Source organism: Sedimentitalea todarodis, from assembly GCF_032595355.1.
Taxonomy (GTDB): Bacteria; Pseudomonadota; Alphaproteobacteria; order Rhodobacterales; family Rhodobacteraceae; genus Sedimentitalea; species Sedimentitalea todarodis.
On the sequence record NZ_JASMWN010000020.1, the window covers coordinates 46,236 to 66,452 of the forward strand.

General features: G+C 60.7%; 18 protein-coding genes. 4 read left to right on the forward strand and 14 right to left on the reverse strand.

All coding sequences use genetic code 11. The features are described 5' to 3' along the window. The first annotated feature begins 303 nt into the window (after window positions 1-303). Window positions 304-1,596, forward strand: a complete 1,293-nt coding sequence (gene pncB / locus QO231_RS20100; protein WP_316780659.1) for a nicotinate phosphoribosyltransferase — start codon at window positions 304-306, stop codon at window positions 1,594-1,596. A 99-nt stretch (window positions 1,597-1,695) separates the two neighbouring features. On the opposite strand, the gene QO231_RS20105 is transcribed toward pncB, so the two are convergent. The 13 genes from QO231_RS20105 to QO231_RS20165 form a co-directional block, all read right to left on the reverse strand. Then, window positions 1,696-3,312: an ABC transporter ATP-binding protein gene (locus tag QO231_RS20105; RefSeq protein WP_316780661.1), complete on the reverse strand. Its 1,617-nt coding sequence runs from the start codon at window positions 3,310-3,312 to the stop codon at window positions 1,696-1,698. Beyond that, a complete protein-coding gene (locus tag QO231_RS20110; protein WP_316780663.1) occupies window positions 3,309-4,124 on the reverse strand; it encodes an ABC transporter permease in 816 nt (271 codons plus the stop codon). Before QO231_RS20110 ends, QO231_RS20105 begins: the two co-directional genes overlap by 4 nt. Further along, on the reverse strand, window positions 4,121-5,068 hold the full coding sequence (locus QO231_RS20115; RefSeq protein ID WP_316780665.1) for an ABC transporter permease: 948 nt from the start codon (window positions 5,066-5,068) through the stop codon (window positions 4,121-4,123). Before QO231_RS20115 ends, QO231_RS20110 begins: the two co-directional genes overlap by 4 nt. A 100-nt stretch (window positions 5,069-5,168) precedes the next feature. Next, window positions 5,169-6,650: an ABC transporter substrate-binding protein gene (locus tag QO231_RS20120; RefSeq protein ID WP_316780667.1), complete on the reverse strand. Its 1,482-nt coding sequence runs from the start codon at window positions 6,648-6,650 to the stop codon at window positions 5,169-5,171. 149 nt (window positions 6,651-6,799) lie between these two features. After that, window positions 6,800-7,327 carry an isopentenyl-diphosphate Delta-isomerase gene (gene idi / locus QO231_RS20125; protein ID WP_316780669.1) on the reverse strand — a complete coding sequence of 176 codons (528 nt, stop codon included), beginning with the start codon at window positions 7,325-7,327 and terminating at the stop codon, window positions 6,800-6,802. A gap of 74 nt (window positions 7,328-7,401) precedes the next feature. Next, the gene (locus QO231_RS20130) at window positions 7,402-8,403 is read right to left on the reverse strand and encodes a P1 family peptidase (RefSeq protein ID WP_316780671.1); all 1,002 of its coding nucleotides are present in this window, start codon (window positions 8,401-8,403) and stop codon (window positions 7,402-7,404) included. Between the two features lie 79 nt (window positions 8,404-8,482). Beyond that, a complete protein-coding gene (locus QO231_RS20135) occupies window positions 8,483-9,229 on the reverse strand; it encodes an SDR family oxidoreductase (protein ID WP_316780673.1) in 747 nt (248 codons plus the stop codon). A 67-nt stretch (window positions 9,230-9,296) separates the two neighbouring features. After that, window positions 9,297-9,716, reverse strand: coding sequence for an alternative ribosome rescue aminoacyl-tRNA hydrolase ArfB (gene arfB / locus QO231_RS20140; RefSeq protein WP_316780676.1), 420 nt, complete (start codon window positions 9,714-9,716; stop codon window positions 9,297-9,299). Between the two features lie 282 nt (window positions 9,717-9,998). Further along, window positions 9,999-10,628 carry a queuosine precursor transporter gene (locus tag QO231_RS20145; protein WP_316780678.1) on the reverse strand — a complete coding sequence of 210 codons (630 nt, stop codon included), beginning with the start codon at window positions 10,626-10,628 and terminating at the stop codon, window positions 9,999-10,001. A gap of 89 nt (window positions 10,629-10,717) precedes the next feature. Continuing rightward, on the reverse strand, window positions 10,718-11,602 hold the full coding sequence (locus QO231_RS20150) for an esterase-like activity of phytase family protein (protein ID WP_316780680.1): 885 nt from the start codon (window positions 11,600-11,602) through the stop codon (window positions 10,718-10,720). Further along, window positions 11,575-12,408 carry a penicillin-insensitive murein endopeptidase gene (gene mepA, locus QO231_RS20155; protein ID WP_316780773.1) on the reverse strand — a complete coding sequence of 278 codons (834 nt, stop codon included), beginning with the start codon at window positions 12,406-12,408 and terminating at the stop codon, window positions 11,575-11,577. Before mepA ends, QO231_RS20150 begins: the two co-directional genes overlap by 28 nt. A 35-nt stretch (window positions 12,409-12,443) precedes the next feature. Continuing rightward, window positions 12,444-13,811, reverse strand: coding sequence for an MFS transporter (locus QO231_RS20160; RefSeq protein WP_316780683.1), 1,368 nt, complete (start codon window positions 13,809-13,811; stop codon window positions 12,444-12,446). Between the two features lie 46 nt (window positions 13,812-13,857). Beyond that, on the reverse strand, window positions 13,858-14,406 hold the full coding sequence (locus QO231_RS20165) for an acyl-CoA thioesterase (protein WP_316780686.1): 549 nt from the start codon (window positions 14,404-14,406) through the stop codon (window positions 13,858-13,860). Window positions 14,407-14,533: 127 nt separating this feature from the next. On the opposite strand from QO231_RS20165, the gene QO231_RS20170 reads away from it, so the two are divergent. The 3 genes from QO231_RS20170 to yaaA all read left to right on the forward strand — a co-directional run bounded on the left by QO231_RS20170 (window position 14,534) and on the right by yaaA (window position 17,792). Next, window positions 14,534-14,821, forward strand: a complete 288-nt coding sequence (locus tag QO231_RS20170) for a YggT family protein (protein ID WP_316780689.1) — start codon at window positions 14,534-14,536, stop codon at window positions 14,819-14,821. A gap of 137 nt (window positions 14,822-14,958) precedes the next feature. Next, window positions 14,959-16,998, forward strand: coding sequence for a DNA helicase RecQ (gene recQ / locus QO231_RS20175; RefSeq protein ID WP_316780691.1), 2,040 nt, complete (start codon window positions 14,959-14,961; stop codon window positions 16,996-16,998). Window positions 16,999-17,018: 20 nt separating this feature from the next. Beyond that, window positions 17,019-17,792 carry a peroxide stress protein YaaA gene (gene yaaA / locus QO231_RS20180; protein WP_316780693.1) on the forward strand — a complete coding sequence of 258 codons (774 nt, stop codon included), beginning with the start codon at window positions 17,019-17,021 and terminating at the stop codon, window positions 17,790-17,792. A gap of 23 nt (window positions 17,793-17,815) precedes the next feature. Here yaaA and QO231_RS20185 read toward each other — a convergent pair whose 3' ends face one another. Beyond that, the gene (locus QO231_RS20185) at window positions 17,816-20,173 is read right to left on the reverse strand and encodes a response regulator (RefSeq protein WP_316780695.1); all 2,358 of its coding nucleotides are present in this window, start codon (window positions 20,171-20,173) and stop codon (window positions 17,816-17,818) included. Between the last annotated feature and the right edge of the window lie 44 nt (window positions 20,174-20,217).

The following is a 20,217-nucleotide window of genomic DNA, read 5'->3' on the forward strand; positions in this document are numbered from 1 at the left end:
CCCAGCCCGACAATTGGCTGCCCAAAGACCTGTGCGCATAGATATTCTGCCAATTCCACCTGCCCGTTCGCAAGGATATACGTTAACAGGTTGCATATTTGTTCTGGCCTACTGGCGAACCCTTTCCCGGCGCCGAACGCCAAGGCAATTGCACATAAACTGCCAATCGCACCCGACAAACGCGTTCCGAATTCGCCCCGGTGGTGCTGGGAGCTTCGGACATCGGCCGAAATGTCTCCCCCTGAAGGGCTTGCCCCCCCAGTCGATGGTTGGCAGAAGTGTCAAACAGCAGGAGAACCGCACATGGTCGACATCGCCACACGCGTCTATAACCACAAGTGGAAGATCGACCCCATCGTACGGTCGCTGATAGACACCGATTTCTACAAGCTGTTGATGTGCCAATCGGTGTTCCGCAACAAGCCAGATACCGAGGTGGCGTTTTCGCTGATCAACCGCACCACCCGCATCCCGCTTGCCGATCTGATCGACGAGGGTGAACTGCGCGAGCAACTGGACCATATCCGTTCGCTCAGCCTGAGCCGGGGAGAGAGCACATGGCTGCGGGGCAACACGTTCTATGGCAAACGCCAGATGTTCCGCCCGGATTTCATGGAATGGTTCGAGAACCTGCGCCTGCCGGCCTATCATCTGGAACGGCGTGGTGATCAATATGAACTGACCTTTGAAGGCAGTTGGCCCGAGGTCATGTTGTGGGAAATTCCCGCGCTTGCAGTTCTGATGGAACTGCGAGGGCGCGCGGTTCTCGACGGGATGGGGCGGTTCGAATTGCAGGTTCTCTATGCCCAGGCGATGACCCGGGTTTGGGAAAAGATCGAGCGGTTGCGCGATGTGGAACCGTTGGGAATTGCCGATTTCGGCACCCGCCGCCGCCATTCCTTCCTTTGGCAGGATTGGTGCGTGCAGGCGATGTTGGAAGGTTTGGGCAAGAAATTCACCGGCACCTCAAACTGCCTGATCGCCATGCGCCGCGAAGTCGAGGCAATCGGCACCAATGCCCATGAACTGCCGATGGTCTATGCCGCACTGGCCCAGGACGATGCGGCTTTGGCGCGCGCGCCCTACGAGGTGTTATCGGATTGGCATGAAGAGCACGAGGGCAATCTACGCATCATCCTGCCCGATACCTATGGCACGCAGGGGTTCCTGGACAACGCACCCGACTGGCTTGCCGGGTGGACCGGCATTCGGATCGACAGTGGCGATCCGGCCACCGCCGCCCGCATTGCAATCGATTGGTGGCAATCTCGCGGAGAGGACCCAAAACAGAAACGGGTGATCTTTTCCGATGGGCTGGATGTGGACAAGATCATCGAACTATCCCGCCAGTTTGCCGGTGAAACCAACGTTTCATTCGGCTGGGGCACGTTGTTGACCAATGATTTTCGCGGGCTTGTTCCCGATGATGCGTTGGCCCCGTTTTCCCTCGTCTGCAAGGCCGTTTCCGCCAATGGCCATCCGACGGTCAAGCTGTCGGACAATCCGGAAAAGGCAATGGGTCCTGCGGATGAGATCGACCGCTACAAGCGTGTATTCGGAGTCGGGGATCAGCAGCGGCTCGAGGTGTTGGTCTAGGGCTTCTGATCCGCAGAACACCAGAACAAGCCTCTCGCGCTGCTTCCGATTTGCGCCGCCTGTGCGACAGTTGCCAGCCGGATCGGCAGCAAGCTGAAATCAAATCTCTGAGTAGCCAGTCGCCTGCCCCCGGTCGAAGTCCGGCAACACCGGCGCAGCCGCGATCAGTGACTTGGTATAGGGATGTTGCGGGTCAGAGAACACCGCTTCGGTCACGCCTTGCTCGACGATTCGACCGGCCTGCATGACCAGAACGCGGTCGGTGACGGTGCGCACCACACTCAGGTCATGGCTGATGAACAGGTAGGTCAGGTCGTATGCGGCGCAGAGTTCCGCGAGCAGATCGAGGATCTGGGCGCGGACCGATACGTCAAGCGCACTCACCGCTTCGTCAAACAGGATCAACTCGGGCCGGATGATCAGGGCGCGGGCAATGGCGATGCGCTGACGCTGACCGCCGGAGAATTCGTGGATGTATTTTTCTGCGTCTTCCGGATGCAGGCCAACCGCCGTCAGCGCCTGGGCAATGGCATCGCGGCGCGCGGTGCCGCGCGGCGGGATGTCAAGCAGGTGGAACGGCTCGGTGATCAGGCGATCCACCCTGTGGCGTGGGTTGAACGAGCCGAACGGATCCTGAAACACGACCTGCATCTTGCGCCTGACGGAAATGTTCGGAGCGTTTCCTGCAAAGACCGGCGCACCATTCAGCATAATCTGTCCCGCTTGCACCGGCTCCAGCCCCAGAATGGCCCGCGTCAGCGTCGACTTTCCGCAACCGCTCTCGCCTACCAGACCCAGGCGCTCGCCGCGGTTCAGGATAAAGCTGGCATCATCGACAGCGCGAAAATGGCCGGGATTGCCAAACAGCGTGGTGCGGGGCAAACGATAGTCCCGCACCACGTTCCTGACCTCCAACAGCGGCACCGGCGGCGGCGGCGCGGGCAGCGCGACCTTGTGCGATGACGCATTGAACAACATCCGGGTATAGGGGTGCTGCATGTTTGCCAGCAGCTCACCCGTCGGCCCGGTTTCCACCACCTCGCCATGACGCATCACCACGATCCGGTCGGCCATATCAGCGACCACGGCAAGGTCATGGGTGATCATCAAGAGCCCCATGCCGAAATCCGCAACCAGCGATTTCAACAGGTCCAGAATCTGCGCCTGTGTCGTCACATCCAGCGCCGTGGTCGGCTCATCCGCGATGAGCAGCCTGGGCCGCAGGGCGATCGCCATCGCGATCACCACGCGCTGCCGCTGGCCTCCGGACAGCTCGTGCGGATAGCGCGAAAGCGGGAACCGCTCCGCGGGCAATCCCACGCGATCAAGCATCTCGCGCGCGCGCTCCTTGGCGGCATCGGGCGACATCGCCTTGTGAACGAGGATGGTTTCCGCGACCTGATCACCGATGGTCTTGACCGGGTTCAGCGCGGTCATCGGCTCCTGAAACACCATGCCAACCGCGCGACCGCGTATTGTGCACAACTCCGCTTCGGTACTGCTCAGGATTGCCCTGCCTTCAAGTCGGATGGTCCCGCTGGCGCGCGCGAGCGTCGGCAACAGCCCCATCACGGCCAGCGCCGTCATCGATTTTCCAGACCCGCTCTCACCGGTTACGGCAACGATCTCTCCCGGTTGGACGGTCAGCGACACGCCTCTGAGGATCTCGGTTCTGTGGATGGCCAGCGACAGGTTATCGATCTCAAGCAAACTCATGCGCGGCTGATCCTCAAGCGGGGATCAAGATAATCGCGCAACCCGTCGCCCATGAGATTCAGGCCCAACACCGTGAGCACGATGGCAATGCCGGGTGCCAGCGCCAGGTGCGGCGCGATGCTGACCATGGTTTGCGCATCCGCCAGCATCCGCCCCCAACTGGGCGTCGGTGGCTGCGCACCCAGCCCGACATAGGACAGCCCGGCCTCGGCCAGAATACCAAGGCTGAACTGAATCGTGCCCTGCACGATCAGCAGGTTGGTAACATTCTGCAGAATGTGTTCAATGGAGATGCGCGCTCCGGACTTGCCCGCGACACGAGCAGCCAGGATAAAATCACGCTCCCAAAGAGACAGCGCAGCGCCCCGCGTGATCCGGGCGAAAACCGGGATGTTGAAAATCCCGATGGCGATGATCGCATTGACCGCACCCGCCCCGAACACCGCCGTGATCAGGATGGCGATGACGAGGCTCGGAAAGGCAAAAACGAGGTCATTGCCGCGCATGATGACCTCGTCCAGCCAGCTGCCCTTGCGCGCCGCAGCCGTGAGGCCCAGTGGCACACCGAGCAGCATGCCGATGCCGACCGCAACCAACGCCACGGCGATCGAGGTGCGGGCGCCGACCATGATCATGCTGAAGATATCGCGACCGAAATGGTCCGTTCCGAGCCAGTGGGCCGCGTTCGGGACCTGCAGCTTGGCCGGGATGTTCATCGAAGCGTGACCATATGGGGTCCAGACAAAGGACACCAGTGCCATCAGCAAGACCAGCGAGGACAGGACCACGCCAAGGATCAGGTTCCGCGTCATGTCCGCGCCCTTAGCCGGGGATCGACCAGCGCATAGGCGAGATCAACGAGGAAATTGACCATGATGACTGAAAACACGAGCAACATCACCACGCTTTCGACCACGATCAGGTCGCGGGAGCTGATCGCCTGAAACACCAGCCGCCCCAGCCCCGGCAGATAGAACACCTGTTCAATGATGATCGCACCGGCCAGCAGGAACGAAAATTGCAATCCGATGATCGTCAGAACCGGGATCAAGGCATTGCGCACCCCGTGCCGCCACAGTGTTTGCCGCCGGCTCAGCCCCTTGGCGCGGGCGGTGCGCATGAAATCCTCTCCCAGGATATCCAGCAGCGACGAGCGCATCACCCGCGCAAGAATGGCCGCCTGTGGCAAGGCCAGTGAAATCGCCGGAAGCGTGAGAGAGTGCAGGCCCGCCCAGAGCCCCTTGTCCCAACCCACAAAGCCACCCGCGTTGAACCAGCGCAGGTTGATGGCAAAGACCAGTACCATCATCATCGCAAACCAGAAATTCGGAATCGCGACACCCAGCTGTGTCGCGCCCATCACCGCGACGTCACCGGGGCCGCCCCGACGCGCGGCGGCATAGATCCCCGCCGGAAACGCAATGAGCGTCGAGATCGTCAGCGCATACAGCGCAAGCGGCAGGGAGACCCAGAGCCGGTCTGCGATCATATCCGCGACCGGCGTGCGGTAGGTATAGGAGGTGCCGAAATCTCCCCCGAGCATTCCACCGGCCCAGTTCAGGTACCGCGCCCATTTTGGGACATCGAGCCCGAGTTCACTGCGCAGCGCGGCAACCGTGTCCGGCTGGGCATTGATCCCAAGCATGAAGCTGGCGGGATCACCTGGGGCGACCTCGATCACAAAGAATATGACCAGCGAGGCCACGGCCAGGCTGATCAGGAGCGACATCAGGCGTTTGAGTGTATAACGCAGCATTGCAGGCACGTTATGCCGCTGAACCGACCGGGTCCAGCGGCAGATTCCTACAGGGCGTGTCTAGGGCCAGACAAGGCCAGCCGCAGAGGAAATCAGGTTGCTATTCTGCCCAGCGAACGGCGGTCAGATCCGTTGCCTGCGTTGGAGCGTTCAGCCACAGGCCCTGCACCCCGGTCCTTGCCACCGTAGGCCAAGCCAATTGAAACAGATATCCGTTGACGTAGTCTTCGGAGAGGATGGTTTGCGCCCGCTGTAGCATCTCGGTCCGTTTGGCTGCGTCCGTGGTGCGGTTCAACTCGGCCATCAGATCCTGAAAGGCCTTGTTATCATACTGGAAATAGTAATCCGGGCGGGCGTAGATCCCGATATCCATCGGTTCGGTGTGGCTGACAATGGTCAAGCCGAAATTCTTGCCGCGAAACACAGTCTCCAGCCACTGGGCCCATTCGACATTGATGATCTCGGCCTTGATCCCGACCTCGGCCAACTGCGCGGCAACAATCTCGCCTCCTCGCCGGGCATAGGACGGCGGCGGCAGGTGCAGCGTGGTTTCAAACCCGCCTGCAAGCCCCGCTTCGGCGAGCAGTGCCTTGGCCTTTTCCGGGTCGTAGGCAGAATTGCCGGTCAGGTCGACATAGGCAGGGTGGTGCGGTGCAAAATGCGTACCGATGGGCGTGCCCAGTCCGAACATCGCCCCATCAACAATCGCCTGACGGTCGATGGCATGGGCGAGCGCCTGGCGAACCAGTATGTTGTCAAACGGCGGCTGCTTGTTGTTGGTCGACAGGATCGTTTCCCCTTCGCTGGACCCAAAAACCACCTGAAACCTTGGATCAGCCTCAAATTGCGGCAGGTTTTCGGGCGCGGGAAAATTGGGGTATGCGTCGACATCCTCGGCCATCACTGCGGCGAACGCAGCCGTCGGGTCGCTGATAAACTTGAACGTCGCAGTGTCGAGAACGGCTGGCGTGCCCCAATACTCCGGATTCTTGGCAATCTCGATCTTGTCGCCCTGAACCCAGTCAACAAACTTGAACGCGCCGGTACCGATCGGGTTTGTCTTGATCGTCTCGATGCTCTCGGGCGCGACGATCACCGCGTCGCCCCAGGCCAGATTGAAGAGAAACAGACCATTGGGTTCGCTCAGCGTGATCTTGACGGTCAGCGGATCCACGACTTCGACGTCAGAAATCGCTTCGAACAAGGCCTTTTGTGCATTCACGCTGTCTTCGCCGCGGGCACGGTCGAGGCTGAATTTCACATCTTCAGCATCCATTGCCGTACCGTCGTGAAACGTTACCCCGTCCCTCAAGCGGAAGGTGTAGACCAGCCCATCGTCGGAAATCTCCCAGCTTTCGGCCAGCCCCGGCACGACCGAACCATCCCCCATGAAGCGGGTCAGTCCCTCGAAGATGTTGGAATAGACCACCGAGTCGATGGCCCCCGCAGCGGCGCTGGTCGGGTCGAGATGAGGTGGTTCAAGTTGCAGCGCGACGGTCAGGTCGCTCTGCGCCTGCGCCGCGCCCAGCGACGCGGCAAGGGCCAAGGCGCTGGCAAAGGCCAGCCCGGAAATGGATTTCATGTTAAACTCCCTGTCGGTGACGTGATGCCTTATGCGGCAACTCCGATGCCATACTGGCCGAGATTCAGGGTTATTCAAGCCCTTAGTGGGGACCGCCGGCGCGACATGTGAAAGACAATGTCTCAATCGGATCGAGACACAGGCCGCCGCTATGCCAGGTGCGATCCGAAAATGGCCTCGGAGTGTTCGCTCAGGTAGATGCGCAGCCATGGCGTGAAACGGTCACCATGTGCGCTGACATCTTGCTGCAACGCTTCATAGCTGATCCAGCGTGTCTCCATCACCTCATCGGGATTGGGCGTCACCTCCAGATTGCCCGGCGCATGGGCCAAAAAAACGTCAACAACTTCATGCTCGATCAGGCCGCCGCCGACATCCGCGCGGTATTCGAGTGTTTGGCGGTACTCGGGTTCAAGACCGGTGATGCCCAGTTCCTGCTGCAAACGCCGAACAGCGCAGTCGCCTGCATCCTCGCCCCATTGCGGATGCGTGCAGCAGGTATTCGCCCAGAGCCCCGGCGTATGGTATTTTCCCAGCGCACGGCGCTGAATCAGAATGTCGTGCCTGCGGATCACGAAGACCGAAACGGCCATGTGCCGAATGCCTTCACGATGGGCTGCGAGCTTTTCGACGGGGGTCAGGACCCCGTCGACCCAGGCGGGGATCAGATCGTTCATGACGTAGCAAAATGTCCCTAGCGACAGGAAATCTGTAGGTAACGGTCTGTCCCAGCGCTGGCAAGCGCCATGCGCTAGGTTTCGCCATCACTCCAACAGGGCAACAGGTCGCCCGGTGCCGGACGCGCAAGATAGACGGCCCGCGCAACAGCGCGCGCGATACAGAGCGCAGCCGCATGACCGATGTCGCGAATGTCAGCGTCAGGCGTGTGCATCTGGCGGCTGTTGGTGGAGACAGCAAAGATCAGGTCTCCGTCATTGGGCATATGCGACGGAACGATGGCCCGGGCGAGACCGTCATGGGCGACCGTCGCAACCCGTTTGGCCTGTGCCTTAGTCAGACTGGCGTCGGTGGCAACGATCCCTATGGCCGTGTGGGCCAATTGCGCAAATGCACCGGCCTTGCGGCTTTCAAAGCTTCGGCCAAGTCCGCCGCGCGGATCCGGCCCAAGGCCGCCGAACTCGTCCCCCACTTCGAACGGGGCCGCCCAGAAATGCCGCTCTCCCGGCGTGGTAACGCTCCCGACCGGATTTGCGGCGATCAGGGCGCCGACCGTGACGCCGCTGTCCAATACCAGGGACGTCGACCCGAGACCGCCTTTGAGCATCCCGGTCAAGGCCCCCGTCCCGGCACCTACGTTTCCGATTTCAAAGTCGGCCCGTGCATTCTCCAATGCATGGCGCCCAAGCGCCGGATAGGGGTTTTCGCTCCAATCCTTGTCGCCCCCGTTCAGCAGATCAAATATGATGGCCGCAGGCACCAACGGTATCCGCAGATGCAACAGCGCAAACCCACGCCCCTGCTCGCGCAAGCCAGACACGACCCCTGATGCAGCATCCAGCCCAAATGTCGAGCCGCCTGACAGGACGACCGCGTCGATCTGCGCAACAGATTTGTCCGGCTCCAGAAGATCCGTCTCGCGAGTGCCCGGCGCGCCGCCCATGACGCAATAGGAGCCGGTCAGTTGTTCCGGTCCAAGCAGGACGGTAGTACCGGATTTCAAGGACTCGTCCTGTGCATTCCCAACCAGCAGGCCCGGCACATCGGTGATAAGATTGCGGGGACCGGGAATCATGCGCGTGTCCTCATCGGCGTGAAACTTGGGGCGGGCAGCCAGCCTTCACGAGACCTGCGGCCATCTGACCGAAAACGGATCAGATGCAACGCCCGCCATCCACTTCCATGACAACGCCGGTGATCATGCTCGCCTCGTCCGAGCACAGGTAGCAGGCGGCGTTGCCCATGTCTTCCGGCTGCGAGAACCGGCCAAGGGGGATGGTCGACAGGAACCTGGCGCGCATCTCTGGCGTGTCTTCTCCCAGAAACGACTTGAGCAAGGGTGTTTCGCCCGCAACAGGGGCCAGCGCGTTGACGCGGATGCCTTCGGGGGCCAGCTCCACGGCCATGGTGCGGCTGGCCGTGATCACCCAGCCCTTGGACGCATTGTACCAGTTGAGCTTTGGGCGAGGCGACAGGCCCGCCGTCGAGGCAACGTTCAGAACTGCGCCCTGCCCCCGCGACTTCATATGCGGTACCAACGCCCGCGCCGTCAGGTAAATCGACTTCATGTTGACCCGGTAGACCCGGTCAAAATCATCCTCGCTGACGTCTTCCATCGGCGTCGGCAAGTGGGTCACGCCGGCATTGTTCACGAGGATGTCGACCTGTCCCAGACGATCCAACGCGGTGGTGGCCATCGCATCGACCGACAGTCCATCGGCAACATCGACGGTTTGCGCGACGGCGCGTTCGCCGATTTCGGTTGCCAACGCGCTGGCGGCATCGCCGTTGATATCCGCGATCATCACCCGCGCACCTTCGGCGATGAACTTGCGCACGATACCGGCGCCAAAGCCGGATGCCCCACCTGTTACAATCGCAGTTTTCCCCTCAAGTCGCATCCGTGTCCCCCCACGTCATCTGTCAGCTTGACGGCACCGTAGCAGCAAGCCGCGCGCAATCACAATGTCACTCGTCCGGAACCGATCCGCGCAGGGCCTTGACCTCTCCGCGTGCCTTTTTTGCGTGCAGGCGGCGGCGCACGGATCCCTTGGTGGGTTTCGTCGCGATGCGGCGTTTCGGAGCGATCAGCGCCCGACGGATCAGGTCGGCAAGGCGATCGTGGGCAATGTCGCGGTTGCGCGCCTGGCTGCGGGTTTCATCACATTGGATGATCAGCGCGCCCTCCTTGGTCCAGCGTCGCCCGGCCAGACGTTTCAACCGGGATTTGACGGCTGGAGGCAGTGACGGCGACCGGGCTGCTTCGAATCGCAATTCGACGGCGGTCGCAACCTTGTTGACATTCTGCCCGCCCGGCCCCGAGGCCCGCATGAAACTCTCGGACAGTTCCCAGTCCTGAATGGTGATATCTTCGTTTATCCGCAACATAGCCCCTGCATACAGGCCCAGATCAAAATCAAAAACCGGAATCAAAAAGGGACGCCCGATTGCCCGGGCGCCCCTTCGAAAGTCATTCGGAGGCAGGGTCGGTCAGACCTTTGCCAGATCGCCTTGGGCGGATTGACCGCCGAGGACTGCCTTACCGGGCAACCTCCCAAGCTGTTCCGACACCTCGCTCCAATACCTTTCTTGACACTGGATCACCTCCTTTTCCGTTGTTGACGTTGGCCTTAGCTTGCCATGGCTCACTAAAATCGCAAAGAAAAATCGTCAGCGCGAAACCTGCGTCGCCTTGAAGCGCTCAGAAATCAAGCGAAATGGGATCAGGGCGATCAACGCGAGCGATAGCTTGACCATCCAGTCGGCCAGCGCGAGCGACATCCACAACGGTGCAGCCGGGCCAGTGCCGAGCAAGGGCAATACCTCGTTCGCCCAACCGACATCGTTGGAGGGCTCCAACCAGACAAGCGACGCCGAGAACGCGACGGTAAAGAACAACGCCGTGTCGACCGACGACCCGACCAGCGTGGAGAGCAGCGGTGCCCGCCACCAGCGACCCTCGCGCAGCGCGGAAAAGATGCTCACATCCAGCAATTGCGCCAGCAAGAAGGCAAGGCCCGAACCCAGGGCGATCCGCAGTGTCACGAGCGGGCCGAATTCACCGACGATCCGGGTTCCGATCAGTGAACAGATGATGCCCACGATGAAACCGGCCAGAACGACCTTGCGCGCCGCTTGCGCGCCGTAGATCCGGTTCATCAGGTCGGTGACCAGAAAGGCGAACGGATAGGTGAATGCCCCCCAGGTCAGCCATTGGCCAAACAGGAACTGGACGAGGATGTTGGAAGCCACGACGATGGCGGCCATTGCAAGAATGCCGGGAATATGTGCACGTGTCATCTGAATGCCCGTTTTTTCAAGGTTGCGGCGACTTGGCCCGCCATGAGGCAAGCAGGCTGCTGCTAGCGCTTTGAACCACCCAAGGCAAGTCATTTGATCAGGGCGTATTCGACAAACTCGGTGCGTTGCAGGAACAGGAAATTGTCATCCGCGACCATGGTAAGTCGCAATCGGCCCCGTGTGTCCTGCCAGACCGAAATCCCTTCCAGATTGTCATGTGTGCCGGTTCTGGTCTGGATCTCGATTCGTTCGTCAACGGCCCTGTCATCCGCAATCCGCCAGCTTCGAACGCGAGAGCGGAAGCCAAAGATGTTATACGCCCGTTCGAGCACGTAGAGGCGACCATCGGGGCCAAAATCCGCACCCACCGGCAGAAACGCACCGTCGCTGGGCAGGCAGAACGGTTGCGTCCACACGTCATCGGCCCAGCGATAGACAGGAATATTGCCGTCGATATCGAAAGCCTGTTCGGGCAGCGCCAGAAGGCGTTGGCGATCATCCATTGCCAGCGCCTCGAACCCACCGTTGTTCGGCAACAGGCGAAAGGCCTTGGGTCTGTTCAGGCTTTCTGATGCGCGATCGATCTGCCGGTAGCGCGACACGCGGTGAATACCCTCGAACGATACATAGACCGTGCCGTCAGGTGCCACCACGAGCCCCTCGGAATCGCGGAGCCTGCCGATCAGAACAGCGCCGTTGTGCGCACGCAAGGAAACCACTCGGATCAGGTTGATCTCCTGTATGACCCCATCCTTGCGTCGAACATTCGCATACAGAATACGGCCGCGGTCCGTGATGACCGCCATCCGCTGCCCGTCCTCGGACAGTTCGATCCCTGACAGGCCGCCGAACCAACGCTGCGGCACCGCCCACTCGAACGAGCCAAGAAACTCCGCCCGCACCTCCTCGGAGCGGGCGGGGAGAGCCGCAAGTGTCAGGGCAAGGATCAGTTGGAGCGCAGGACCGAGGCGCATTGCTGGGGCAAATCGGCAAGAAAATACTCACGCCGCGGCTGTGGCTTGGGGGAGTTGGGATCCCTTGGTTTCGGTGGCGGCGGGCTCAGGATATTGTTGACCCATTGCTGCGCTTCGGCACAGCCGTCACCGCGCGGCGGCGGGTTCTGGTTTACGCAACCCGATGCGCCCTTGGGGCAGGAAAGACGCACATGGAAATGATAGTGGTGCCCCCACCATGGCCGCACCTTGCGCAACCACCGGCGACTCCCCTTGTTATCCTTGCACATCTGCACCTTGGCACCGGGAAACACAAAGATCCGCGCCACGCGGCGGTCCCGCGCAGCGGCCCGGATGATCTCGTGGTGGGCACGGCTCCAGCTCCCGTTGACATAGGCACCCTTGGCTCGCTGCATCGAAATCGAGGAAATGTTCTCGCGCTTTCGCTTTGACAGGTTCAGCCGCGATGTCGGCAACATCCAGATATCGATGTCCAGGCCGACCTGATGGCTGCGGTGGCCAGAGGTCATTGGCCCTCCGCGAGGCTGGCTGATATCCCCGATGTACAGCCCGGTCCACCCCGGTTGTCTGGCCGCAAAACCGCTGAGATCCTGAATGAAATCGATGGTTTCCGGGTGGCCCCAGTTGCGATTGCGCGACAGGCGCATCGCCTGCCATGTCGGTCCGGTTTCCGGCAATTGTACGGCTCCGGCCACGCATCCCTTGGAATAGCTGCCGTAGGACGCGGGCGCTTGACGCGAACCGGCTGGTTTGGCTCCGAAGAGTTGCTTGGCCAGCGGTTCGGCCGCAACCGGCAGCGCCAGCATGGCACCCAGCACAACAGCGATGACACGTGAATAGATCATTTGGATTGATCTCCCTCGGCTTTCACCCAGACTAGCAGAACAAGCCCGACAAGAAAGAGGGCAATAACCGGCGAAATGCCCAGCCGCGCGTTCCCGGTCCAAGCCGTGACGACACCGATAAGAGACGGCGCGATGAACGCCGTTGCACGACCGGACAGGCCATATAGCCCGAAATACTCGGTTGGCGACGCTGGATCGGAATGGCGTACCATCAGGCTGCGGCTGGCAGATTGCACCACGCCCCCCATGCCACCGATCAACACGCCACAGCCAAAGAAAATGATATCCGGCAGTGTCGAGCCTTCCGCCAAGGGAAACCCGAACAACTGCGTGCGCGACATGCTGACGATCACGACACAGACAGCGATCAAAACCCAGATGGCTCCGATGATCACCGGTTTTGGCCCCACACGCCTGTCAGCCTTGCCACCGAAATAGCTGAAGATCACCGACGAGATGAGCGCCATGATCCCAAAAATGCCGATTTGGGTAACTTGCCAGTCCAGAACCAGCCCGGCATAGACACCGCCGAACCCGTATAGCCCGTTCAGCGCATCGCGATAGAACATCGACGAGCCGAGATAGGCCGACAGGCTGAGGCGTTTGCCAAGGCTGCGCACCAACCGGCCCAGATTGGAAAACGCATCCGACACCTTGCCGCGCGGCCCGGTGACCGGCGGATCACGCACCCACATGAAATAGGGGATCATGAACACCGCGTACCACAGGGCGGTGATTGGCCCGACCGCGCGGGTGCCCTCACGTTGCGATGCGTCCAGTCCAAACAGTGGGTCAAGCCCGAGAATCGTCTTGCCATTGCCCTGTTCAGCAAAGAACAGGAGCAAGATCAGCAAAGTGACGAACCCGCCCAGATACCCGAACGCAAAGCCCGACCCGGAGATTTCACCGATTTCTTCGTCGTTGCCCAGGTCCGGCAGTTGCGAGTTGATGAAGATCAGCGCGTATTCCGCGCCAATAAAACCAATGCCAAATGCAATCAGCCCCCACCACATGTTCGACCCGTCCGGTGCTGTGGTCCAGAGCGCGCCAGCCCCCACCACATACATCACCGAAAACCCGAATATCCACGGTATGCGCCGACCCGATGTATCCGCCAGCGCCCCCATGACCGGTGCCCCGAGTCCGATGATCAGCCCTGTGATGGTCAGACACCAGGCCCAGACCGTTTGCGCGCGGGCATCCGCTGCCTGATCGCTCAGGCCCGTTGTCAGATAGTATTCGGCGGCGACACCCGCAAAATATGGGCCAAAAATGAAGGTAACCAACAACGTGTGGTACGGTTGGCTTGCCCAGTCAAAAAACCACCAGCCCCAGATACGCTTGCGCGTCGAGATTTCCGCCATGCCTGCCCCGCCTGTTGTTGAAGCGATATGACAGGTGTTACCCCTGTCAATCAAGCGTATCCTGCATCGGTGGCCAGGGGCGGGTTGCATCTGCCTGACACCACGCTGCGATCCAGTCGGGCATTGCGGGCGAACGGACCTCGGCCTTGTTCATTTGGGCAAGCACCTGTTCGGGCGGGACAATTCCGCTCTTGTCGGTGACGGCGGCCCGATAGAGGACATGGCTTGCACATTCGCCGTTCTTCTTCCACATGGATTGCTCGAGATAGATGAACTTCTCATCCCAGCACACCGCACGGCTGCGCATCTCGAATTTCTCGAATCCCCGGATGCGGCGGCGAAAGCGTACCGTGCTGCCCGCCATCGTCAGCCCCCAGCGTTGTTTTGAGATGACCCTTATCAATCCAACCCGCTGCGCATTCATGCTGCGCCCCAGATCGTAGAGCGTCATCGCGCGGCCATTGTTCAGCTCAAGCCACATATCAAGGTCCCAGGGCCAGCATATGTGATGCGACACATGGGTACCCGTGAGTGGCAACGGCGGCTGCTTTCGCGCAATCAGCAAGTCCTTGATCAGGCGAACGATGGGAAACATGGCAATCTCCTTTTTCTGAGCCCTCTCTTTCGCCCGCGCAAACGCCACGTCAACCACAACCCTGCGGCAGGGTTGCGCTTTTGTTGTCTTGTGCATAGGTGAAAGTCGCAACCAGAGAGGACGCCCAATGCAGTCGTTTTTCCAAATCCTGATGCTGATCCTTGATGTGGTGCAGTTCTTTATCATCGCCCACGTCATCATGAGCTGGCTGATCAACTTTCAGGTGCTGAACCTGCATCAACCGCTGGTCGCGCAAATCTGGCAGATGCTGCAACGCATTCTCGAGCCGATCTATGGCCCTGTGCGGCGTATTCTGCCACCGATGCAAGGGCTTGATCTGGCCCCTTTGGTCGTGCTGCTGGGCATCTTTGCGTTGCGCATCGTTCTTGTCAACAACGCCGCCGCGTTCTACTGACCCGACCACCCCGCTGTGGCGCAACAGAACCTGTCCTTTCGGCCAGAAAGACACGGGCCAACGCCTTGTTCCCGCCCGCCTGATATGTGAAACTGCGCGCAACGAGCAGGCACATGATAACAGGTGAGGCAAGGCGCATGTCCGACGCGGACCGGCTGTTGCGCGAGATATTCGGATTTGATGCGTTTCGCCCGGGTCAGGCCGAAATCGTCGAAGCCGTGACAAAGGGCGAAAACGTGCTCGCCATCATGCCGACGGGCGGCGGAAAATCCCTGTGCTTTCAACTTCCTGCCCTGTCCCGCACCGGCGTGACGGTGGTGATTTCCCCCTTGATTGCCCTCATGCGTGATCAGGTTCGGGCCCTGCAAGAGGCCGGTGTCTGTGCCGGCGCGCTGACCTCGGGCAACACCCCCGAGGAAACCGACGCCGTATGGGAGTCGCTTGAGCGCGGAGAGTTGAAGCTGCTCTACATGGCGCCGGAACGCTTGGCCGCCGGTTCCGCCATGGGAATGCTGCGCCGCATCGGCGTCAGCCTGATTGCCGTCGACGAAGCGCATTGCGTCAGCCAATGGGGTCATGATTTCCGCCCCGACTACCTGCGCATTGGCGAACTGCGCCGCGCCCTGAATGTGCCGCTCGCCGCGTTCACGGCCACGGCGGATGCCGAAACCCGCGACGAAATCATCGAGAAACTCTTTGACGGAACGCCACCGCGCAGCTTTCTGCGCGGCTTTGACCGGCCCAACATCCACCTCGCCTTTGGGGCCAAGAACAACCCGCGCCGCCAGATTCTCGATTTTTCGGCAGCACGGCGTGGCCAATCCGGCATTGTCTATTGTGGCACACGCGCCAAGACCGAAGGACTGGCCCGCGCCCTGCGCGAGGACGGACACAGCGCCTGCCATTATCACGGCGGCATGGAGGCCGAGGACCGGCGGATCGTGGAGACCCGTTTTGCCCGCGAAGACGGCCTGATCGTGGTTGCAACGGTGGCTTTTGGCATGGGTATCGACAAACCGGACATCCGATGGGTCGCCCACGCGGATCTGCCCAAGAGCATCGAGTCCTACTATCAGGAAATCGGCCGTGCCGGACGGGATGGGGCACCGGCGGAAACGATGACGCTGTTTGGTCCCGACGACATTCGCCTGCGCCGCACCCAGATTGACGAGGGGCTTGCGCCTCCCGAACGCCGCAGCGCCGATCACGCTCGGCTGAACGCGCTCTTGGGTCTTGCCGAGGCACTGAAATGCCGCCGTCAGACTTTGCTGGGTTATTTCGGCGAAACATCCGAACCTTGCGGACGTTGCGACCTCTGTGACACCCCGCCCGATGTGTTCGACGGCACGACTGCGGTTCGCAAGGCGCTCTCGGCGATCCTGCGCACCGAGGAATGGTTCGGCGCGGGGCATCTGATCGATATCCTGATCGGGGCCGAGACCGACAAGGTCCGCGCGCGCCGTCACAACCAGCTGCCGACCTTCGGCTGTGGCAAGGAGTATGACAAGCGGCAATGGCAGGCGGTGTTCCGACAGATGATGGGCCATGACCTCGTGCGCCCGGATCCGGAACGGCATGGCGCGCTCCGCATGACAGAGGGCGCCCGACCGATCCTGCGCGACGAGGCCACGATCGAACTGCGCCGCGACACCATCCGCAAGGCCGATCGACGCCCTGCGGTAAAGGCGCTGGTCTCCGAGGAAGACGCGCCGCTGCTCGCTGCTCTTAAGGCCAAGCGGCGTGCGCTTGCCGAGGCGGCGCGTGTACCGGCATACGTCATATTTACGGACCGCACGCTGATCGAAATGGCGGAAACCCGTCCCGACAATCTCGATGCGATGGCCGGAGTGTCTGGGGTTGGCGCGAAAAAGCTCGAGCGGTATGGTACGACGTTCCTAGAGGTCATCACGGGTGCGAACGAAACCGTTCATCCCGCTCGGCGCAAGCTGGCAGGGCACGATTCCGGATCACTTTATGACAGGTTGCTCGCGGCACAGGCCGATCTGGCGCGCGGCGAGGGCGGCATCGACAAACCCCTGAGCTGTTCGGCGTCACAACTGGCCAAGGTTGCGCAGATGCGGCCCGACGATGAGAACGGGCTTGAGCGGCTGTTGGGAGAGCGACGCGCAGAACGGTTTGGCGCGGCATTCCTCGATGTGCTGCGGGCGGCTGTGTAAGAGTTGGAAAGGGATTTGAATTGCTGATCGTGATATCACCCGCAAAGCGGCTCGACTGGGCCGAACGGGACATTGGCGCGACCGCCCCGGCGTTTCAGGAGGATGCCGTTCGGTTGGTGCGGACTGCGCGCAATCTGACGCTGGGCGATCTGCAAGAACTGATGAGCCTGAGCCCCGATCTGGCCCGCCTGAACCGCGACCGATTCAGGGCTTTTTCCGATGCGCCCGGACCCGAACTGACACGCCCCGCCGCGCTCGCCTTTGCCGGCGACACCTACCAGGGCCTCGAAGCCACCTCGTTGGACGCTGATGAGTTGGCCTGGGCACAGGATCATCTGCGCATTCTTTCCGGTCTATATGGAGTATTGCGCCCGCTGGATGCGATCCAACCCTACCGTCTGGAAATGGGCAGCAGGCTCAAGACGCGCCGGGGAAAATCGCTCTATGACTATTGGCGCGATCAGCTGTCAAAGGCGTTGAATGCGCAGGCCGAACAGGTCGGGACCGACATCCTCGTGAATTGCGCCAGCCAGGAGTATTTCGGCGCCGTGGCACCCAAATCGCTGAAACTCAGGGTGATCACGCCGGTCTTCATGGAAGACAAGGGCGGCGCCCCCAAGATCGTTAGTTTCTTTGCCAAGAAGGCGCGCGGGGCAATGGCCCGCTACGTCGTGCAGAACCGTCTGACCGATCCCGAATCCCTCTCCGCGTTTGACAGCGGGGGTTACCGGTATCAGTCGGAGCTGTCAGAGCCTGATCGCCCGGTTTTTCTGCGCCCCTACAGTACCAACTGAACGTCTTGGTCGGGCACCGCGCATCACGCCGATCTTTGCGCAGGCAAGGCCGGTTGCACCTCGGTGGGGCAGTACTTGGCGACCAGCTCGTGAATTGACACCTTGCGTAGTGGCTTGGTCATGTAGTGATCCAGACCTGCCGATAGAATGCCATCGGAGTCGCCGTCCATCGCGTGCGCCGTCAGCGCGATGATAGGCACGCGAACACCGCTTGCCTGTTCGAGCTTGCGAATCTCGCGGGTTGCCTCCTTGCCGTCCATCTTGGGCATCGAGATGTCCATAAAGATCAGGTCGGGCGCAAAATCAGAATATGCCGCGACGGCTTCGATGCCGTTGTTTGCGATGTGAAGCTCGATGTTCAGATCCTTGACCATCTTGCGCAGGACAAGTTGGTTGGTCTTGTTGTCCTCTGCCGCCAGGACCCGCATCAGTCGCGGTCCGGGCGCCTGCCGAGGCCCCTCTTTGGTTGTGTCAGTATCGGGTACATTCTCTTCGTCGACGGGCGCGGTGACATCCTCATCCTTCGAGAGTGGCGCTGGCTCGGGATTGTCGTCAGGAACGATATGCAGCCGTCGGCCATCGCCGGCTCCTGACGGCGTCATGGACAGGTGATCGTCTGCCGGATCGGGCCCATGCACGGACACGCTGATAGCACCACCCTGCAACTCGGCAAGGACGGCGTATAGATCCTGCCTCGGATGCGGTTTCTGCAACAACCCCTGAAGATGTCGGAATGACGGGTCACTTTGAGCAAAGCTGGCGTTTGAGCTGAGCAGCAGGAAGGGCACTTCGGACCAACCCTCTTCCCGGATTGCCTCAACCAATTCGAGGCCGTCCATGCCGGGCATGTTGTGATCGCTCAGGACCAGATCAATGTCAGCGGACATGCGTTTCAGTGCCTCGGCACCGGAGGCACAGCTGGTTACTTTCAGCCCCAACTGGCTCATCTGTTTTTCCAGCACGGCACGGTTGATTTCCCGATCATCGACGATCAGCGCGTGACCCAGAGTGTCAGACAACACCGGTGGCCCATCCTCGGACGCTCCTGCTAGCTCAAGGGCTATGCGGAAGCCAAAGCACGAGCCTTTGCCGTCTTCGCTTTCGACCCAGATATCGCCATTCATCAACTTGATCAGACGCTGGGTGATGGCTAGCCCAAGCCCGGTTCCCTCGAATTGCCGGTTCTGTTCATCTTCGACCTGATTGAATTCGCCAAAAATGTGATCAACCTTGTCTTCAGGGATACCAATCCCCGTATCCTCGATCGTGACATGGATTGCACAGCGCGTCTCGCTCTGGTCGGGAACGCCGGTCACCCGGATCAGCACGTGGCCGGATGCCGTGAATTTCAACGCATTGCCGACGAGGTTGGTCAGTACCTGACGCATGCGCCCGGGATCGCCAACAAATTGCGTTGGCAGGAACAGGTCATAATCCACCAACAGGGCCAGCCCCTTTTCGCGTGCGATCGGCTGCAACAGCATCACGACCTCATGAACGCAACGCTCCAGGTCAAACGCTTCCGGGTGGAGTTTCAGCTTGTCTGCCTCGATCTTGGAGTAGTCCAACACGTCGTTGATGATGACAAGCAATGCCTCGCCCGAACTCTTGATGGTGTTCACATACAGCCGTTGTTCTTCGTCCAGCGGCGTATCGGTCAGCAGATCGGCCATCCCCACGACGCCATTCATCGGGGTCCGAATTTCGTGGCTCATGTTTGCGAGAAAGGCCGACTTGGCGCGATTGGCCGCCTCTGCCCGCCGTCTGGCCTTCTTCAACTCCGCCTCATATTCGACGGTCGACGTGATGTTCAATGCCAGGCTGACCACGTCACCGCCTTGCCCGCGCTGGTCGATCAGCTTGATGTACTGGTTGTTCCACATGCGCATGATGATCGCTTCCGGATTGGGTTGCAGCCAGCGTTCGGCCATCATCGCGCGCCATTCATCCGGGCGGCGCTCTCCGGTGTTGACCAACCCTTCATCGGTCAAGAGCTGCAGGATACGCATGTAGTGGATGCCCGGCCCAACCTCCTCGAGCCCATCAAAGGCGTTGATGTAGGCAGAGTTGGCGCCGATTAGAATGTCATCCGCGTCAAAGAAGGCAAAGCCGTCCTGAATCGTCTGGATCGAATGCCAGAGGCGACGTTCGGCAATTTCGACCTTTTCGTGGGCCACCGAAAGGTCGGATTTCACCTTTGCATTTTCATCGCGAACTGTCGCGACCTCGGCCTGTGTCTCGCCGATCTGCCGCGTCAGCGCCAGCGCGTGACGACCGAGCTTTCGGTTGGCAGCGGTCAGCTCCGCCTGTTTCAACTCAAGCAAGCGCTCGGCAGCAAGTCGCGACCGCCGTTCGTTGGCAAGTTTGTTGGCAAGACTCATGCTTGCAGGGCTCCGCAATTGGCCCAGTAGGGGCAATTTTGACC

Excerpts from the sequence above, each read along its gene's own strand:
- pncB (WP_316780659.1), top strand. The coding sequence starts at position 304 with ATGGTCGACATCGCCACACGCGTCTATAACCACAAGTGGAAGATCGAC.
- QO231_RS20105 (WP_316780661.1), bottom strand. The coding sequence starts at position 3,312 with ATGAGTTTGCTTGAGATCGATAACCTGTCGCTGGCCATCCACAGAACC.
- QO231_RS20110 (WP_316780663.1), bottom strand. The coding sequence starts at position 4,124 with ATGACGCGGAACCTGATCCTTGGCGTGGTCCTGTCCTCGCTGGTCTTG.
- QO231_RS20115 (WP_316780665.1), bottom strand. The coding sequence starts at position 5,068 with ATGCTGCGTTATACACTCAAACGCCTGATGTCGCTCCTGATCAGCCTG.
- QO231_RS20120 (WP_316780667.1), bottom strand. The coding sequence starts at position 6,650 with ATGAAATCCATTTCCGGGCTGGCCTTTGCCAGCGCCTTGGCCCTTGCC.
- idi (WP_316780669.1), bottom strand. The coding sequence starts at position 7,327 with ATGAACGATCTGATCCCCGCCTGGGTCGACGGGGTCCTGACCCCCGTC.
- QO231_RS20130 (WP_316780671.1), bottom strand. The coding sequence starts at position 8,403 with ATGATTCCCGGTCCCCGCAATCTTATCACCGATGTGCCGGGCCTGCTG.
- QO231_RS20135 (WP_316780673.1), bottom strand. The coding sequence starts at position 9,229 with ATGCGACTTGAGGGGAAAACTGCGATTGTAACAGGTGGGGCATCCGGC.
- arfB (WP_316780676.1), bottom strand. The coding sequence starts at position 9,716 with ATGTTGCGGATAAACGAAGATATCACCATTCAGGACTGGGAACTGTCC.
- QO231_RS20145 (WP_316780678.1), bottom strand. The coding sequence starts at position 10,628 with ATGACACGTGCACATATTCCCGGCATTCTTGCAATGGCCGCCATCGTC.
- QO231_RS20150 (WP_316780680.1), bottom strand. The coding sequence starts at position 11,602 with ATGCGCCTCGGTCCTGCGCTCCAACTGATCCTTGCCCTGACACTTGCG.
- mepA (WP_316780773.1), bottom strand. The coding sequence starts at position 12,408 with ATGCTGGCGCTGCCGGTTGCGGCCGAACCGCTGGCCAAGCAACTCTTC.
- QO231_RS20160 (WP_316780683.1), bottom strand. The coding sequence starts at position 13,811 with ATGGCGGAAATCTCGACGCGCAAGCGTATCTGGGGCTGGTGGTTTTTT.
- QO231_RS20165 (WP_316780686.1), bottom strand. The coding sequence starts at position 14,406 with ATGTTTCCCATCGTTCGCCTGATCAAGGACTTGCTGATTGCGCGAAAG.
- QO231_RS20170 (WP_316780689.1), top strand. The coding sequence starts at position 14,534 with ATGCAGTCGTTTTTCCAAATCCTGATGCTGATCCTTGATGTGGTGCAG.
- recQ (WP_316780691.1), top strand. The coding sequence starts at position 14,959 with ATGTCCGACGCGGACCGGCTGTTGCGCGAGATATTCGGATTTGATGCG.
- QO231_RS20185 (WP_316780695.1), bottom strand. The coding sequence starts at position 20,173 with ATGAGTCTTGCCAACAAACTTGCCAACGAACGGCGGTCGCGACTTGCT.